The following is a 17357-nucleotide window of genomic DNA, read 5'->3' as shown; positions in this document are numbered from 1 at the left end:
CGTAGCGATCACGCGCGCGCCTTGGCGCGCCCCGCCTCCGGTTGCGCGGACGGTTGCCGGCTGGCGCTGCCGCCATAGTTCGCCAGCATCTGCATGGCCTTCTCTATTCCTGCGGGACTGTTCGGGTCGGTGTCGTTCGCACGACACCATTCCTCGTGCTGCTGTTTGATCGCGTCCATGTCGGCGGTAGAGAATGTGCCGGGCATCTTCGCCCTCCCTTTAAAAATCATACCAAGCGGGAAAACTATCACAACGGCAGAAAGAGGCTCCCCGCACAACTAGGGGGTTTGCGCCCTCGCACCCAATTTCCTTTGCGCACCGGCACAGGACTCTGCGCTGCAAATCGCTGGCGCCGCGGGAAGCTTGACACGGTCGACGGGATCGCTGCAGCATGACCGGCAACTCGGAGCCGTGACGTGCCAGGCCTGCGGTTCGCGTTCTGGCCCGGTCGCGAGGGAGCGGAAAAATGGGGTATGATTGGAGCGGTTCACGGGAACGCCGGATGAAGGTTGCACGTTTCGGTGCGGCGCTGACCCTGGCGGCCATGTTCGTAACCGTAGCGGCGCAAGTCGTGACGAGAGCAATCTGAGGCCAGCCACTTCGTTATGATGCGGCGGAAGACGCCTTCGTCCGGGCGTCGACTTCCCGCGCCACTCCATGGGAGCGCTGGAGGAAAGCGACCCCGGTTCCATGGACATCGAAAGGCAGGTCTCTGCCGCCAGCGGCTTCCCGTCCCGAGCAAGCTCGACAAGGAACGGGAGATCTTGGCGGCGCGAGCATGAACGGCAAATGACGACGACCATCAAATCCAAAGAGGCAGAAGCCGACCGTCTCAAGATCGGTTTCGTTTTGGCCCGGTCCTTCACCCTTTCGGCATTCGCTCTCTTCATCGACACGTTGCGGCTCGCGAGCGACCAGCTCGACAAGTCCGGCCGCATCCGCGCCGACTGGCAGGTGCTCGGCAACACGAGGCATCTCATCGCCTCCAGTTGCGGGGTGCAGGTGGCGCCGACATCAGACCTCGTCGATCCCGCCGCATTCAACTACATCGTCGTTGTCGGCGGCCTGCTCAACAACCGGCACCCGATCGACGACGACACAGTCCGCTTCCTCAAGAAGGCAGCCGAGCGCAAGGTGCCGTTGATCGGCCTGTGCACGGGGACCTTCGTGCTTGCCGAAGCCGGGCTGATGACCGGGCACACGGTTTGCGTGAGCTGGCTTCATTACCAGGCGTTCCGCGAACGTTTCCCCGAACTCAAGGTTCGTTCGGACCGGCTCTTCAATCTCGATCGCACCCGCGGGTCGTGCGCGGGCGGCAGCAGTGCGGCCGACATGGCAGCGCATATTGTGCGCCTGCACATCAGCAAGGAAGCGGAGCGCAATGCGCTGGAGGTGCTGCAGATCGACAAGGCCCGCACGCATCTTCATGTCCAGCCGCGAAAGCCGCTGGCGATCGAGAGCAACGACCCGCGCCTCAACGCCGCCCTCATCATCATGGAGCAGCACACCGACAATACGTTATCGATCCCGGAGCTGGCGGCGTCCGTCGGCTTGTCCCGGCGGCAGCTGGAACGCCTTTTCATGGACAAGGCGAAGATGTCGCCTGCACTTGTCTACCGGAAATTTCGGCTGGAGCGCGCCAAGCATCTGCTGACGCAGACAAAGGCGCCGCTGATCGACATCGCGCTCGAGGTCGGCTTCGAGAACGCCGGCCACTTCTCGCGAATTTTTGCGAAAACCTACGGTCAGTCGCCGAGCAAGTTCAGGGCCACGCTTTCGGCGTGACCCGTCCTCAAGCGATCCGGCCGACGGCGCACAGGCTTTAGCCGCTGCCGCCGGCTCGTCAGTTCCGTTAGATCTGACCGCGATCCGCCGACGTTGCTTCCTTGACGGCGAGATCGGCCATGGCGAGTGCTGCCTCGCGCGTCGCTGCTGCCGCGATGAAGCGGCCATTGTGGCAAAAGCTCGCGCCCGGCACGCCACACGCCGCTTCCAACGCGCCGTTCGTGAGGCCCGCCCAGGCCGCCGGCAGATCGGCGCGCAGCTCGAACCCTTCGTCGGCCTTGCGAATGCCCGTCAGGCACCAGTCGTTTTCGCGCGGATGGACAACGAACAGCAGGTGGTCGGCGCCAGCTTTCACGATCGCCGGGCGAAAAGGCATGCCCCGCGGCAGTTCGAGCACCCGGCCTTCACCGGCAAGGGCGATCTGCTCAAGCACGAGCGCCTCGGCCCTAAGTTTTGCGGCGCGCTGAGACACGCCGGCCTCGACGAACGCGCGCGCGATCGAAAGCGCTTGTTGGAAACTGCGATCCTCGGCCTCCTGGCCGGATTCGTCGAAGACAGGCTTCAAGGTTTCCAGCAGCGCCGACAGCGTCAGCCCCGCCAAAGGCCCGGCCACGGAGGGGTCGAGCGCGCCGTTGTCGACCAGATCGACCGGCAGCACGAAGCGCGTATCGAAGGCGGCGTGCACCGCCTCGACATGCGCTTCGGGAACACCGAGCGCTGCCAGATAGGCGCGCCCGTAATGCTTCCAGACCAGCCCGAACGAACTGTAGGGCTGACCATCCTCTCTAACCGGCGCTCCACGCTGATGGTGATCGAACAGCCCGGCTGCCGCATCATACTGGCCGCCGACATCATAGATGATGCGGTCCGCCCCCGGCTTCAGCCATTCCGCCGCCCGGCTGCGAACGAGGCGAGCCTTAGGGAAAAGTCGCGTGAGGATGACACTGGAAAGCAACTCATCGGCGTGGAAACCACCGGAATGGGTAACGAGAAAGTCTGGGATCATTCCGAATGGCCTTATGGTTCGTGACGCATGTGTGCGGCACGACATAGCCATTGCCTGCGGTGACCTCAACCCGTCATCGCGCCTTCGTCGCAGTGTTCTACTCTCAACCCATCCAAAATCCGGCGCTAGATGTCGTGCCGGTTCTGATGCTGCCCCACGCGTTCGCAAGCCGACGACATCACTGTCATCAGGTCCGCGGCCTTAGCAGCCAAGGCCGACCTCCCCGTCAACCAACCGACGGAACTGTTGCCGTCACACCTTGCGCAGCAACATTTCTCTAGCGCGCCATTTCGAAGATCGCCTCGCCGGAAATCGGGTCCGTGACCCCGAGATCCTGACTGAGTTCCAGGAGCGTATCGCGGAACGTGTCGAGATTCGCCTTCATCATGGGTCGCGCCGCGGCGATCGCCTCAAGGCTTTGCCATTCGGCAATTGAGAAATACGATCCATCCGCTGCCTTGCTGAGCGCCATCTTCCGCAAGCCTTCAAAGTCGCGACCAGCGCTGCGAAAAAGTTGCTCAAACCGTTCCTCTTGACCGGGTCTCACGCGGAAACGGACACAATTATAAGCCGTCATCCTAACCTCCCTATGGGACGCAACTTCTACAGGATGGATCCGATGCAGTTCACTCGCAAGAGGCACCCGAGGCACGGTCGCAGCCTTGCGATCGCCGGCAAGCCGGGAGCCATTCGAACTGCGCCTTGACAAACCTGCCGGGCCTCGCGGCTGAGCTTGCGTCAAGGCGGCTTCCATCGTGCATCGCGGGCCATTACCGCTGCGCTGGCAGACCTCTCCCTGCCGCTCTGAAGATGGCGTGCAGAAATCTCTTTTGCGCCCTTGACCTTCCCATCGTTGGAAGCTCCATCTTGCGACAAAAGACAGAGAAAGGAGCACGATCATGGGATCTGTGACCCCCCTTAGAACGAACGATCTCGAAGCGATGTCCGCCGCGGCATTGAGCGCCAGCATTCCCGTCGAGGGCATGACCTGCGCATCCTGTGTGGCGCGCGTCGAAAAGGCGATTCGCGCTGTGCCTGGTGTCACCGAAGCCTCGGTCAACCTTGCAACGGAACGCGCTGACGTCCGCTTCGATGCCAGCACCAAGTCGGCCGATATCGTCAAGGCGATCGAGAACGCCGGTTACGGTGCGGCCGAAGACACGATCGAGCTCACCATCGAAGGCATGACCTGCGCGTCCTGCGTCGCGCGCATCGAAAAGGCGCTGAAGACGGTGCCGGGCGTCAGCCAAGCCAATGTCAATCTCGCGACCGAACGCGCCTCCGTCCGCGTGACGAAGGGCATCGCCACCGCAGCCTCGCTCGAAGAGGCGGTCCGCCTTGCCGGCTACGCCGCCAAGCGCATCACCGGCGACGAAAGCGTCGATCGCGAAGGCGAGAAGCGCGAACAGGAGACGCGAAAGCTTGCGCGCGCGCTGCTGATTGCCGGTGTCCTGACGCTGCCGATCTTCGTGCTTGAAATGGGCTCGCACTTCATCCCGGGCGTGCACGAATTCGTCATGAACAATATCGGCATGCAGGAAAGCTGGTATCTGCAGTTCGTGCTGACGACGCTGGTGCTCTTCGGCCCGGGCCTGCGTTTCTACCAGAAGGGTGTCCCCGCCCTCTTCCGCCTGGCGCCCGACATGAACTCGCTGGTCGCGATCGGCACGTCCGCCGCCTGGGTCTACTCGGTCGTTGCCACATTCGCGCCGGACCTTCTGCCCGACGGTACCGCCAACGTCTACTATGAAGCTGCAGCCGTCATCGTCACCTTGATCCTGCTCGGCCGGTTCCTCGAGGCGCGCGCCAAGGGCCGGACCTCCGAGGCGATCAAGCATCTGATGGGACTGCAGGCAAAGACCGCCCGCGTGATCCGCGACGGCGAGACGATCGAAGTGCCGCTTTCCGACGTCAACGCCGGCGACACCGTCGTCGTGCGCCCCGGCGACCGGGTACCGGTCGACGGCAGCGTCATCGACGGCAACTCCTATGTCGACGAATCGATGATCACGGGCGAACCGGTTCCGGTCGAAAAGGGGGCCGGCAGCGAAGTAGTCGGCGGCACGATCAACAAGACCGGCTCCTTCACATTCCGCGCCACCAAGGTCGGCGCCGACACGGTGCTGGCGCAGATCATCAAGATGGTCGAGCAGGCGCAGGGCGCAAAGCTGCCGATCCAGTCGCTGGTCGACCGCGTCACCGCCTGGTTCGTGCCGGCCGTCATCGCGATCGCGCTTCTGACCTTCGGCATCTGGCTGGTCTTCGGCCCCGATCCGGCGTTGACCTTCGCGCTCGTCAACGGCGTCGCCGTGCTGATCATCGCCTGCCCCTGCGCCATGGGTCTTGCCACGCCGACCTCGATCATGGTCGGCACCGGCCGCGCCGCCGAAATGGGTGTGCTCTTCCGCAAGGGCGAGGCCCTGCAGACGCTGCGCAACGCCGCGGTCATCGCCGTCGACAAGACCGGCACCTTGACCAAGGGGCGGCCGGAACTGACCGACCTCGAAACCGCCGAGGGCTTCGATCGCGACGCCGTGCTGACGCTGGTGGCCGCCGTCGAAACCCGCTCCGAACACCCGATCGCCGAGGCGATCGTCGAAGCGGCGAAGGCAAAGGGGCTCATGATCGCCGAACCGGCCAGGTTCGAGGCAATCCCCGGTTTCGGCGCCAGCGCCGAAGTGGCGGGCCGCACCGTCCATGTCGGTGCCGACCGGCTGATGAAGCAGTTGAAGCTCGACGTCTCGGCTTTCGCCGAGCAGGCGGCGCGTCTCGGCTCGGAAGGCAAGAGCCCGCTCTATGCGGCGATCGACGGCAAGTTGGCGGCGATCATCGCGGTTGCCGACCCGATCAAGGAAACGACGCCGCAGGCGATCCGCATGCTGCACGATCTCGGCCTGAAGGTCGCGATGATCACCGGCGACAACCGCCGCACCGCGGAGGCGATCGCCGCCAAGCTCGGCATCGACGAGGTCATCGCAGAAGTCCTGCCGGATGGTAAGGTCGCGGCGCTGAAGAAGTTGAAGCAGGGCGGACGCGCGGTCGCCTTCGTCGGCGACGGCATCAACGATGCGCCGGCGCTCGCCGAAGCCGATGTCGGCCTGGCGATCGGCACCGGCACGGACGTCGCCATCGAGAGCGCCGACGTGGTGCTGATGTCCGGCGACCTCTTGGGCGTGCCGAATGCGATCGCGCTGTCCAAGGCGACGATCCGCAACATCAAGGAGAACCTGTTCTGGGCCTTCGCCTATAACGCGGTGCTGATCCCGGTTGCTGCCGGCGCGCTCTACCCGGCCTATGGGCTGCTGCTGTCGCCGATCTTTGCGGCCGGTGCCATGGCGCTATCGAGCGTCTTCGTGCTGGGCAACGCCTTGCGGCTCAGGGGTTTTCGCCCGGTCGCCGCAGCACCGGCGGCCTAGGCTCGACAATCTGCCCGGCTCTCGCCTGCATGGCGGAAGCCGGGGAGAGCCCTTATATTCGTAGCGAATGGCCGCAACGCGGTAACAAGGATGACATCATGAATATCGGCGAAGCCTCACGCGCCTCCGGCGTCTCGACGAAAATGATCCGCTACTACGAGACAATCGGCCTCATCCCGCAAGCCGACCGCAGCGAAGCCGGTTATCGCAACTATGGCGACAACGACGTCCATACGCTGCGCTTCATCCGCCGCTCGCGCGATCTCGGCTTCACCGTCGAGCAGATGACGGACCTCCTGGCGCTCTGGCGCGACCGGTCGCGTGCCAGCGGCGAGGTCAAGAAGATCGCGCTCGAACATGTCGAGATCCTGGAGCGCAAGGCCGAGGAACTGAAGGCGATGAGCCGGACGCTCAAACACCTCGCCGCCCATTGCCATGGCGACGGACGCCCGGATTGTCCTATTCTCGATGATCTCGCCGATGCCACGAACGCGCCGGCGAAGGCAACGGAGCCCGCCCGCTTCGGTACGGCCGGCATCGATCCGGTCCGCAACCGGCGGTACGGCTGACGACAAGACCTGCGCATCGCGGGCCTCACGCATTCGTGACGGCGCCGAGCGCAAGCCGCATTGACAGGAATCAAAGGCGTTTCTACGGATCGATCATGGAGAAGGTGCGAACCACATATCTGCGTTTGCTGATGGTGCTGAAGCTGGCGATCGCTTTGTCGCTGGCGGTGCTGCCCTTTTCCACCGCTTCCGGCATGATGCATGCGGCCGCCCACGGCGCGATGCAGATCGAGGCATCCGCCGATCCGGCGCAGGCAGCGGCCGAGCATTGCCCGAGCCTCGACAAGGGCAAGGTGAAGCCGGCAGAACAAAACGGCAAGGCCGAGAAGAAGGATTGCTGCAAGACCTTCTGCGCCGCCGTTGCCGTCCTTGCCGATGCCGATGGCAGCCACCCCGCTTTCCCGCGCTCCGTCCGCAATTTCGGCCCGCACCCGCAGTTCACTCCCGGTGAGCTCGACGGCCTTCATCGTCCCCCAAGAGCCTGATTTCGTGAATTCGTGACCGCTGCTGCAGGTTCCCTTTGGTCCCAGACGACTGAAGGTTCTGCAGCGGTGCAAGGCGCTGCCGTGGTTTCTGCGTGTCGATGAGACGCTCGTCCCACCTCTAGCGCGGTCCGCGACAAGGCCCGCCCGGTTTCATCCGGTCGATCGCCGACCTCTGCCATTCACATTTCAGGTTTGACCATGAAACGTTTGTTTTCCATGGCGCTCCTGCCCATCGTCCTGGGCGGATGCGCTGCCACATTGCCTGCCGAGGTCTCGAGCCTTGGCGATCCCGCCAATAGCACGAGCGGCATTCGAAGCACGCAATATCGCAGCCCCATTTCGGGCTATACCCATCGCGAGCCGACCGGCCCCAAGGCCTGGGGACCGCTCAACGACGCACAGTCGACCGCCAAGGGAGACGCGTCATGAGGCTTCGCAAGCTCAACCTCGCGACAGCAATCGGTCTGCCGCTCGTGCTCGCCGGATGCGTGACCGAATACTCGGCCAAGGACGCGGGCTTCACGACCGTCGACGCCAAGGTCTCGACGGCAGCGACCAAAAAGAGCGTCTGGATCCAGAACCGTGAACAGGCGGACAAGGTCAATGCCGAGGTCAAGGCGCTGCTGAAGCGCAAGACCATCGACGCCGACACCGCCGTTCAGGTCGCACTTCTCAACAATAAGGGCTTGCAGGCAGCCTATGCCGACCTCGGCGACGCTGCGGCGGATGCCTGGCAGGCGACGTTGTTCCTCAACCCGACCGTCTCGATCGGCACCACCGGCATCGGAACGCCGGAACTCAGGGCCTACAAGGCGATCGAGGGTCTCGTCACCACCAATATCCTGGCGCTGCTCACCCGCGACAAGACCATCGCGATTGCCGATGCGCGCTTCCGCCAGGCACAGCTCAACGCCGCGCTCAGCACGTTGCAGCTGGCCGCCGAGACCCGCCGCGCCTGGATCGAAGCGGTCGCCGCATGGGAAACCGTCGGGCAGTTGAAACAGGCCCAGGCGGCGGCTGACGCCTCCTCCGAGCTTGCCGCAAAACTCGGCGAGACCGGCGCAATGGGCAAGGGCAACCAGGCGCGCGAACACGTCTTCAACGCTGAACTCGCGGGCCAAGCGGCTGAGGCCCGGCTTGCGGCCCGCCTTGCCAAGGAAAACCTCACGAGGCTGATGGGCCTCTGGAGTAGCGATGTCGACTACCAGGTGCCGAACCGCCTGCCGAACCTGCCGAAGACGCTGGCCCGCCAGTACAGCATCGAGGCGGAAGCGCTGAAGCGCCGCGTCGACCTGCAGATCGCCCGCCTCGATCTCGAAGCCGTGGCCAAGTCCTACAAGCTCACCGAGGCGACCCGCTACGTGACCGACCTGGAACTCGTCGCCGGCGCGGAGGCGGAACGGGAGAAGGAGGATCATGGCACTAAGGTCGAGACGACCGGCCAGTTCGAGCTCGAATTCGTCATCCCGATCTTCGACAGCGGCAATGCGCGCATGCGCAAGGCCGAGCTTGCCCATATGCGCTCGGCGAACCTGCTGGCGGAAAAGGCGGTCAACATCCGCTCGGAAGCACGCTCCGCCTATGAGGCCTATCGCTCGCGCTACGACATCGCACGGCACTACCGCAACAATGTCGTGCCGCTGCGCACCAAGATCGAGGAAGAAGCGACGCTCAGCTACAACGGCATGATCACCAGCACCTTCGAGCTGCTCGCCGACGTCAGGGCCAAGGTCAATTCGACCGTGCTCTCCGTCAACGCAAAGCGCGATTTCTGGCTGGCCGATGCCGACCTGATGACGGCCATCCACGGTGGCGGATTGGGTGGATCGGCTGGAGGCGCGGCTGCTCCCGCAGCGGCGGAAGCCGGCGGCGCAGGGCATTGAGAAGGATCATAAAGATGTTCAACAGAAGAAACTTCCTCGGCGCTGGTGCTGCTCTCGTTTCGACCGCCGCCTGGGCGCAAACCTCAAACTCCGGCCTGCCCGAAGCGGCAAGCATGGACAATGCCGCAACCCAGAAGCCGCTCGTGCCGACGAGCGGACCCGACTACAACCCGGTCGTCACCTTGAACGGCTGGACGCTGCCGCACCGCATCAACAACGGCGTCAAGGAATTCCACCTCGTCGCCGAGCCGGTCGAACGCGAGATGGCCGATGGCATGACCGCCTATCTCTGGGGCTATAACGGCCAGTCGCCGGGCCCGACGATCGAGGCGGTCGAAGGCGACCGCGTGCGGATCTTCGTCACCAACAAGCTGCCGGAACATACCACTATCCACTGGCACGGCATGATTCTGCCATCGGGCATGGATGGCGTCGGCGGACTGTCGCAGCCGCATATCCCGGCCGGCAAGACCTATGTCTACGAGTTCGACCTCGTGAAGTCGGGCACCTTCATGTACCACCCGCACGCCGACGAGATGGTGCAGATGGCCATGGGCATGATGGGCTTCTTCGTGGTGCATCCGAAGGATCCGAACTTCATGCGGGTCGACCGCGACTTCGTGTTCCTGCTCAATGCCTACGACATCGATCCCGGCACCTATGTGCCGCGGATCATGGAAATGACCGACTTCAACATGTGGTGCTGGAACAGCCGGATCTTCCCGGACATCGACCCCCTGGTCGTGTCCAAGAACGATCGGGTACGAGTGCGGGTCGGCAACCTCACCATGACCAACCATCCGATCCACATGCACGGCTACGACTTCGAGGTGACCTGCACCGATGGCGGCTGGGTGCGCCCGGAGGCACGCTGGCCGGAAGTGTCGATCGACATCCCCGTCGGCGCCATGCGCGCCTACGAGTTCGACGCCAAGTACGAGGGCGACTGGGCGATCCATTGCCACAAGTCGCACCACACGATGAACGCGATGGGCCACGATATCCCGACCTTCATCGGCGCCGACAAGAAATCGGTCGCGGAAAAGATCCGCAAGGTGAAGCCCGACTACATGCCCATGGGTACGGCCGGCATGGCCGACATGGGCGAAATGGAAATGCCGCTCCCCGACAACACGATCCCGATGATGACCGGCTGGGGTCCGCACGGCGCGCTGGAGATGGGCGGCATGTTCTCGGTGGTGAAGGTGCGCGAAGGTATCTCCGCCGGCGATTACAGCGACCCCGGCTGGTACGAAAACCCGCCGGGAACACAGGCCTGGGAATGGACCGGCGCATTGCCGGAGCCGACGCGGGCCAAGGATGCCAAGACCGTGATCACGCCGAAACCGTGAGAGGACGGCCGACTGTAATGAACTCTTTCAAATCCATCAGGAACCATATGATGAAGAAATCAGCACTCGCTCTGGCGCTCGTTGTCGCCTCCGCCCTTTCCTCCCAGGCCTTTGCCAGCGGCAGCCATGCCGGCGGCCACGACAAGGTGTCGATCGGCGAGCCCGGCGACAGCAAGAAGTCGACGCAGACGATCCGCGTCACCATGAAGGAAACCGACGACGGCAAGATGATCTTCACGCCCTCGACCATCAAGGTTCGCCAGGGCCAGACGGTGCATTTCGCCATCAAGAACGCCGGCGAGCTCGCGCATGAATTCGTGCTCGACGACAAGGCAACCATCCAGGAACACAAGATCACCATGGAGAAATTCCCCGACATGGAGCACGACGACCCGAACGCCATCCGGCTCGAGCCCGGCAAGTCCGGCGACATCTACTGGACCTTCACCAATGACGGCACCTTCGAATTCGCCTGCCTGGTGCCGGGCCACTACGACGCCGGCATGCACGGCCCGCTCGACGTCGTGAAGAAGTAACTCCGATTACAGGAAAGGACGAAACCATGAAGACCATAGGCAAACTTTTCGCAGCGCTCACGCTTGCCGTTTCCGCCGCCACATTTGCCCTTCCCACTCACGCAGCGGAATTCACCAAGGGCGTCGTCAAGAAGCTCGACACCAAGGCCAAGAAGGTGACGATCGCCCATGAGGACCTGAAGAACCTGGACATGCCGGCCATGACCATGGTGTTCCGCGTCAATGACGACGCGGTGCTCGCCAAACTCAAGGAAGGCGCTGCGATCGAATTCGTCGCCGATCGGGTCAACGGCAAGCTGACAGTGACCGAGATCAAGTAAGCTGCGGCAAACCGCCCGGGTCGACATCTGGCGACCCGGGCTTCACAATCCTTAAAATCAGGAAGAATGGAAAGGAGTGTTCGATGAACGTGTTACGCAGGCATTTCGTTGCAGGCACGATTGCGGGCATCACCCTCTTGGCAACAGGCGCAGTGGCGGCAACCGGCACCATGGCCGTCTACAAGGATCCGCAATGCGGCTGCTGCGAGGAATGGGCGGACGCGATGGAAGCGGCCGGCTACAAGGTCGAGGTGCACGACGAGGCCGACATGTCGGTGATCAAGACGCGCTTCGCGGTTCCCGCCGACGTGGAAGGCTGCCATACCGCCGTCATCGACGGCTATGTCATCGAAGGGCACGTGCCGCTCGAAGCGGTCAAGAAGCTGCTGGCTGAAAAGCCTGATGTCGCCGGCATCGCCGTGCCCGGCATGCCCTCAGGCTCGCTCGGCATGGGCAACGATCCGAAGGCCTCCTACGACGTCTACACGATCGCCAAGGCAGGCGGCGCGAAGTCGACGGTTTACTATCAGGTTCGCCCAGCGAACTAAGCCGCGCTTCGCCCTCTGAAGGATAGCGCACAATTCCAGGCGCCTTCGCGACGGCGAGGGCGCCTTGGATTTCAATGAAGCCAGCGCCTCAGTAAGTTTAGGGTTTCTCCGGGTCGGTTGGCGATTCCGGCACCTGCGGCTCTCCGATCTCGATCGCATGCCGGTCCGGGTCGTAGAAGCGGAATACGCACTGGCCCCATGCCTGACGCGCGACCGGATGGATCAGGTCCACATGCGGCGCAATGCGCGCGAAAGCCGCATCGACGTCGGCGTGCTCGAAATAAAGCAGCAGATTTCGCCGCCCGTAGGGTTCATTCGAACCAAACTCTGTTCGCCAGACGGTCCGCTCCAGCGAACGTCCTTCATGGATCGCAAAGCCGCCTTCGAAGAGGACGAAGTTACCGAAATCCTCGCGAACCGTCAGGCCAACAATCTTCTCGTAGAATTCCCGGGAGTGATCGATGTCGCGGACGAAAGGGATCGGATTGATGAACCGCATGCAAGTCCTTTCGTAACGTCCCGAGCAGATAGACAAATCTATCGCGGCAGGCGTTTGGTGAAAAGGAATTCAGGCGGCGTGCCAGCTGCCGTCGTCACGCCGCTGAAGCAGGGGCGTTTGAAACACTCCGACGACACGCTCGGGCCAATGTGGTGCACGCGCGGCGAGCGGGTGATGCCAGCGCTCGGTCTGCAGCATGGCGGCGCCGATCGCGACGGGTTCGATGCCGCAGGCCTCCATGAGGGTCAGCCCGGCAACGATCGACGTGCCGCTGGAAATGACATCGTCGATCAGCGCCACGCGTTTGCCCTCAAGCAGCGGCAGCATGCGCGGATCGACATAGAGCCGCTTCTTCTGGTCAGGCGTCGTGATCGAGGAAAGCGGCACCGACAGGTCGTCGACATACCAGAATTTTCTGGAGGTCCCGAGCGGCACGTAGCGGCTGTGGCCGAGCTTGCGGGCGACGGCAGACGCTAGCGTGAGACCAAGTGTCGGCAGGCCGGCGACGACTTCGGGCTCGTAGGCCGCGAGCTTTGCCGCGAGTTCCGTTGCCAGCGCGTCTTCGACGGCAAAACTTGCCTGATTGACGATCAGCGAGGCGAGCGCATGCTTGCCGTCGGCAAGCGGACGGATCGGCAAGAGGATCTGCCGTCCGTCATTGAGTGTCGCCGGGAAGAAATCGCGATAACCCGCCTGAATGTCGAAGCTTTTCGGCGGATAGATTTCTTGCCAGAAGTCGTGGGGCTGCATCGGTTACGTCCTCGTCTGCACGCTTTCGCCCTAGAATGAAAGGCGATCAAAAAGGCCGGCTTACTGTTCTGGTTCCGACCGTTTTCGTCTATACCGTTTGCGACTTCGATCAAACCGAAAGGGCACCGCCGAGCCGACAATGCGCGCGGAATTCACAAGCCCTTCGCCGGATGAAACATGGGAATGCCTGCCGATGCGCCTGCCAGACGGAATTGCCGACGACCTCTCCTTCCTCACCGATTTCCGTCGCGACCTGCATGCCCATCCGGAACTGGGCTTCGAGGAAGTGCGCACCAGCGACCTCGTTGCCGAATGGCTTGAGGATGCGGGCCTAAAGGTACACCGGGGCTTGGGAAAAACCGGTGTCGTCGGCACCCTGCAAGTGGGCAACGGCACGCGCTCGATCGGTCTTCGCGCCGATATGGATGCGCTCGCCATGCCGGAGATCGCCGACCGTCCCTACAAATCCCGCGAGGCCGGCAAGATGCATGCCTGCGGCCATGACGGCCACACGGCAATGCTGCTCGGCGCTGCCCGCCATCTGGCGAAGACCCGCAATTTCTCCGGCACCGTGCATTTCATCTTCCAGCCCGCCGAAGAAGGCCGCGGCGGTGCGAAGCGCATGGTCGAGGACGGGCTGTTTACCCTCTTCCCCTGCGACGCAATTTACGGCCTACACAACATGCCCGGCCTTGATCCGGACGAAATGGCTGTCGTCGCCGGCCCGCAGCTTGCTTCTTCGGATAGCTGGCGGCTCACCTTCCGCGGTGTCGGCACCCATGGCGCCAAGCCGCATCTCGGCCGCGACCCGGTAACGGCATCAGGCACATTCCTCGCCTCGCTGCAATCGATCGTCGGCCGCGTCGTCGACCCCTTGCAGCCCGCCGTCGTCAGCGCCTGCTCCGTGCGCGCCGGCGACTCGAAGGCGCTCAACGTCATTCCGGATATCGTCGAGATCGGCGGCACGGCGCGTGCCTATACGCCCGAAGTCCGCGATCAGCTTGAGACGGAGATCGGCCGGTTGGCGCGCGGCACGGCGGAGATGTACGGGATTTCCGTCGAATACGAATTCGAACGCCGCATTCCGCCGGTCGTCAACGAGGCCGATGCCAGCGCCCGTGCTCTGAAGGCCGCACGCGCCGTCTTCGGCGACAGGACCCGCACGGCGTTCCCGCCTTCGACCGCCGGCGACGACTTCGCCTTCTTCGGGCTCGAAGCCCCCGGCTGTTACGTCTGGCTCGGCAACGGCCCCGCCGTCGACGGCGCGCTGCACCACAACACCGCCTATGATTTCAACGACGCGGCGATCGGTCCGGGCGTCGCCTTCTGGTCGACCCTGGTGGAGCAGGAGCTGGAACGCGCCGAGTAAGCGGTGTCCGGCGATCCGCGAAATCGATCGGAAGCTGGCAATCTCAAGGCTTTAGAGCGTTTTCTTGAATATTGAGGCGCTCCGCCTAGCGGACGGGTCTTCACAGGTCGCCTTACTTCGGCGACCTGTGAAAATCATGCTTCAAGAACCTCAAGGATCGGGCTTTCCATGACCTTGCCCGTCGCCACGTCGGCGATGCCGCGATCGGTCTGGTGCGGGCCGGCATTGCAGGCGAGCGTCGCGCCGAAGCAGGCCTTGAAAACCAGATAGGGCGGCTGCCAGTCAACGATGCGACCGACCGCTTCGCGGAGCGCGGCAAAGCCCGAGGCCACCTCTTCCAGCGGCTCTTCCGAGACCAATCCGGCGAGCGGCAAAGGCAGGAGCGCGTCGACCTTGCCTCCGGACGCAACGGCCATGCCGCCACCGGCCGCAATCACCGCGTTGGCAGCGACTGCCATATCCGCGGCGTTTCCGCCAAAGACGGTGAGGTTGTGGCTGTCATGCGAGACCGTGGTGGCGAAGGCCCCACGCCAGGCGCCCCAACTCGACAACAGACCAACGCGTGGCCGGCTTTCAGCACGCCCGTGGCGGTGCGCGACCGCGATCAGGGTCGTACCCTCGGGCGGAACGACGAAGCCGTTCTCGACCTTGGCAACTGCTTCGCCCCACTGGGTGAAGCGCGGCCGGTCGATGGTCGCAACGCGGACCTTGGTGCCATCGGCGGGAATACAAAAATCGTGCGTCGAAAGGGGAGCAATCTTCATCGTGCCATGCAGCGCCTCGGCGGCGATGCCGTCGAGCGGTTCGATCATCCGTCCGGCGCCTGCAATCGCCTTGCCGTCGACGATGACCGTGCGCGCACGGAAATCAGCGAGATCTTCGAAGATCACGATGTCCGCCCGACGCCCTGGCGCCACAAGCCCGAGGTCGTGACGGCCGAGCCGGACGGCGCCGTTCAGCGTTGCCGCCCGGAGCGCCCATTCGACCGGCAGGCCGTAACGCACCAGCCGGCGAACGACATCGTCGAGACCGCCCGCACGGGCGAGATCGTCGGGGAAAACGTCGTCGGTGCAAAGCGTCACCGTCTGAGGAAGATGGCCCAAGCTGTTGAGTGTTTTGACGAAGTCCGGCAGCAGGTGGTCGTGGGAGCCGCGCAGTTCGATCGAAAGCCCTGCCCTGAGCTTTGCCAGCAGGTCGTCGCCGGAGACAAGCTCGTGGTCGGAGCTGACGCCGGCGGTCACGAAGGCCTGGAGATCAGAGCCGGCAAGGCTGCGCGCATGGCCGTTGACCGGCTTGCCGGCGGCGAGCCCCGCCTGAACGATGCCGGTGATCCGCGCCTCGCCATCGATGACGCCGCGCATGTTCATCATTTCGGCGATACCGCCGATTTCCGGCCAGCGCAGAATTTCGGCAATCACATCAGCGTCGAAATCGGCACCGGCCAGCTCCAGGCCGGGTGCCGACGGCACGCTGGAGGGCGCCAGCAGGACTGTACGCAACGGCAGACCGCGGATGGCATCTGCGGCCCAGCGCACACCGGCAACGCCGTTCACATTGCCGAACTCGTGCGGATCCCAGACGACGGTGGTGACGCCACGCGGCAGCACGGCATTGGCATAGGCCGCCGGCGTCACCATCGAGCTTTCGACATGCATGTGCGTGTCGATCAGACCGGGGGATATGAAGGCACCACTCGCATCGATGACCGTTACCGCATCACTGCGCGCCCCCGTTTCGTGAACACTGGCGATCAATGGTCCGACGAGGCCGATGTCGGCCGGACGTAGCTCGCCCGTGACCACGTCGACGAGCGTGCCGCCCGATATCAGGACATCGAACGGTCCTGCGCCGCGCGCTGCCGCCACCGCACGGGTGCGGAGCGCTGCGTCCATCAAGTCCTGAGGCTGCTGCAGGGCGCTCATTTCTGCGCTTCCTTCATCAAAGCACCCAGGATCTGCGCCCGCGTGGTCTCGACATGGGCATCGACGGCGTATTCCGCATTGAAGGTCACGTCGCTCGCGCGGGTTTCGACGACGGTGCGCCCACGCGTTAAGGTTCCGCCGAGTTCGACATCAATGCGCGCACTTCGGAAGGACACAGCCCCCGGATTGACGAAGGCAACGGCGGCTGAAGGGTCATAGATCGCCATGCCCGGGCGGCCGCGGCTGGTGCCGATGGAGATGTAGCCGGCGAGCAGATCGGCGAGCAGCGCCGCATTGGCGCCGCCGGCCGCGCGGATCGACGCGACATCGTCGGGATAGGCAAAGACCTTGCGGCAGAGATCGAGATCGACCATGCGCAGCGGCAGGCCGTGCGCAATCACGATCGCCAGCGCTTCCGGATCGGCAAAGGCGTTGAATTCGGCGGAAGCCGTGTGGTTGCCGCTGGTGACGCCGCCACCCATCCAGGTGAGGTCGGTGATGCGGCTGGCCAAGTCCGGACGGGCAAGGCAAAGGGCAGCGAGATTGGTGAGCGGTCCGAGCGCCAGAATGCGCTTCGGCCCCTCCCCGTCGAGCCAGGCGCAAAAGGCCGCAAAGGCGTCGCTAACCGGCAAGGCGTCCGCCTCCGGCAGGGTCAATCCAGCCGTTGGCATGCCGGCTTCGCCAAGGATGCGTTCGGCGGTCTCGAGCTTGCCGAGCACCGGCAGGGTGCGACCCTCGTGAATGGGAAAATTCCAGCCGAAGGCAAGCATCGCGCTGGCGGCATTGCGCTTCACCTGGTCAAGCGGCGTGTTGCCGAAGACGAGCGACACGCCGTCGATCTCTTCACCGGCATGAAGGACGACAAGCACGGCGGCAATGTCGTCGAACCCCATGTCCGTATCGATCCAGACACCCAT

General features: G+C 63.8%; 18 protein-coding genes. 11 read left to right on the top strand and 7 right to left on the bottom strand.

Features of this window, described 5'->3' with window-relative positions:
- Window positions 1-8: 8 nt before the first annotated feature.
- Window positions 9-206: a hypothetical protein gene (locus XB14_RS22640; RefSeq protein ID WP_143348503.1), complete on the bottom strand. Its 198-nt coding sequence runs from the start codon at window positions 204-206 to the stop codon at window positions 9-11.
- A 583-nt stretch (window positions 207-789) separates the two neighbouring features.
- Between XB14_RS22640 and XB14_RS22635 the strand changes: the two genes are divergently transcribed.
- Window positions 790-1785 carry a GlxA family transcriptional regulator gene (locus XB14_RS22635; protein WP_077964339.1) on the top strand — a complete coding sequence of 332 codons (996 nt, stop codon included), beginning with the start codon at window positions 790-792 and terminating at the stop codon, window positions 1783-1785.
- Window positions 1786-1852: 67 nt separating this feature from the next.
- Here the strand turns inward: XB14_RS22635 and XB14_RS22630 are convergent, their stop codons facing one another.
- On the bottom strand, window positions 1853-2791 hold the full coding sequence (locus XB14_RS22630; RefSeq protein ID WP_077964336.1) for an MYG1 family protein: 939 nt from the start codon (window positions 2789-2791) through the stop codon (window positions 1853-1855).
- Window positions 2792-3068: 277 nt separating this feature from the next.
- Entirely contained in the window at window positions 3069-3368 is a 300-nt protein-coding gene (locus XB14_RS22625) for an antibiotic biosynthesis monooxygenase family protein (RefSeq protein ID WP_077964334.1), read from the bottom strand.
- Window positions 3369-3732: 364 nt separating this feature from the next.
- Here XB14_RS22625 and XB14_RS22620 point away from each other — a divergent pair, with 364 nt between their 5' ends.
- The 9 genes from XB14_RS22620 to XB14_RS22580 all read left to right on the top strand — a co-directional run bounded on the left by XB14_RS22620 (window position 3733) and on the right by XB14_RS22580 (window position 11900).
- Window positions 3733-6207, top strand: a complete 2475-nt coding sequence (locus XB14_RS22620) for a heavy metal translocating P-type ATPase (protein WP_077964784.1) — start codon at window positions 3733-3735, stop codon at window positions 6205-6207.
- A gap of 98 nt (window positions 6208-6305) precedes the next feature.
- The gene (gene cueR / locus XB14_RS22615; RefSeq protein ID WP_077964332.1) at window positions 6306-6776 is read left to right on the top strand and encodes a Cu(I)-responsive transcriptional regulator; all 471 of its coding nucleotides are present in this window, start codon (window positions 6306-6308) and stop codon (window positions 6774-6776) included.
- A 95-nt stretch (window positions 6777-6871) separates the two neighbouring features.
- Complete coding sequence (locus XB14_RS22610; RefSeq protein WP_143348501.1) at window positions 6872-7261, top strand: hypothetical protein; 390 nt, start codon at window positions 6872-6874, stop codon at window positions 7259-7261.
- 198 nt (window positions 7262-7459) lie between these two features.
- Window positions 7460-7690, top strand: coding sequence for a hypothetical protein (locus XB14_RS22605; RefSeq protein ID WP_077964326.1), 231 nt, complete (start codon window positions 7460-7462; stop codon window positions 7688-7690).
- On the top strand, window positions 7687-9144 hold the full coding sequence (locus XB14_RS22600) for a TolC family protein (RefSeq protein ID WP_077964324.1): 1458 nt from the start codon (window positions 7687-7689) through the stop codon (window positions 9142-9144). The genes XB14_RS22605 and XB14_RS22600 overlap by 4 nt, the downstream gene beginning before the upstream one ends.
- Window positions 9145-9158: 14 nt before the next feature.
- Window positions 9159-10496: a multicopper oxidase family protein gene (locus XB14_RS22595; RefSeq protein WP_077964321.1), complete on the top strand. Its 1338-nt coding sequence runs from the start codon at window positions 9159-9161 to the stop codon at window positions 10494-10496.
- A 50-nt stretch (window positions 10497-10546) separates the two neighbouring features.
- Window positions 10547-11032, top strand: coding sequence for a cupredoxin domain-containing protein (locus tag XB14_RS22590; RefSeq protein WP_077964782.1), 486 nt, complete (start codon window positions 10547-10549; stop codon window positions 11030-11032).
- A 26-nt stretch (window positions 11033-11058) separates the two neighbouring features.
- Window positions 11059-11352 (top strand): copper-binding protein, encoded by a 294-nt coding sequence (locus XB14_RS22585; protein WP_077964313.1) that lies wholly within the window; start codon window positions 11059-11061, stop codon window positions 11350-11352.
- An 89-nt stretch (window positions 11353-11441) separates the two neighbouring features.
- Window positions 11442-11900: a DUF411 domain-containing protein gene (locus XB14_RS22580; RefSeq protein ID WP_419178617.1), complete on the top strand. Its 459-nt coding sequence runs from the start codon at window positions 11442-11444 to the stop codon at window positions 11898-11900.
- Window positions 11901-11997: 97 nt separating this feature from the next.
- Here the strand turns inward: XB14_RS22580 and XB14_RS22575 are convergent, their stop codons facing one another.
- Both XB14_RS22575 and XB14_RS22570 read right to left on the bottom strand, forming a co-directional pair.
- Window positions 11998-12399 carry a VOC family protein gene (locus tag XB14_RS22575; protein WP_077964309.1) on the bottom strand — a complete coding sequence of 134 codons (402 nt, stop codon included), beginning with the start codon at window positions 12397-12399 and terminating at the stop codon, window positions 11998-12000.
- 69 nt (window positions 12400-12468) lie between these two features.
- Entirely contained in the window at window positions 12469-13149 is a 681-nt protein-coding gene (locus XB14_RS22570; protein WP_077964307.1) for a phosphoribosyltransferase, read from the bottom strand.
- 193 nt (window positions 13150-13342) lie between these two features.
- On the opposite strand from XB14_RS22570, the gene XB14_RS22565 reads away from it, so the two are divergent.
- Window positions 13343-14518 carry a M20 aminoacylase family protein gene (locus XB14_RS22565; protein ID WP_077964780.1) on the top strand — a complete coding sequence of 392 codons (1176 nt, stop codon included), beginning with the start codon at window positions 13343-13345 and terminating at the stop codon, window positions 14516-14518.
- Window positions 14519-14652: 134 nt separating this feature from the next.
- On the opposite strand, the gene XB14_RS22560 is transcribed toward XB14_RS22565, so the two are convergent.
- On the bottom strand, window positions 14653-16440 hold the full coding sequence (locus XB14_RS22560) for an adenine deaminase (RefSeq protein WP_077964304.1): 1788 nt from the start codon (window positions 16438-16440) through the stop codon (window positions 14653-14655).
- Window positions 16437-17357 (bottom strand): nucleoside hydrolase, encoded by a 921-nt coding sequence (locus tag XB14_RS22555; protein ID WP_077964302.1) that lies wholly within the window; start codon window positions 17355-17357, stop codon window positions 16437-16439. The genes XB14_RS22560 and XB14_RS22555 overlap by 4 nt, the downstream gene beginning before the upstream one ends.

The sequence above is a fragment of the Ensifer adhaerens genome (assembly GCF_002007205.1).
Classification (GTDB): domain Bacteria; phylum Pseudomonadota; class Alphaproteobacteria; order Rhizobiales; family Rhizobiaceae; genus Ensifer; species Ensifer adhaerens_D.
Note: the sequence above shows the minus strand (reverse complement) of the source record. Positions and strands in the feature narration are given on the sequence as shown.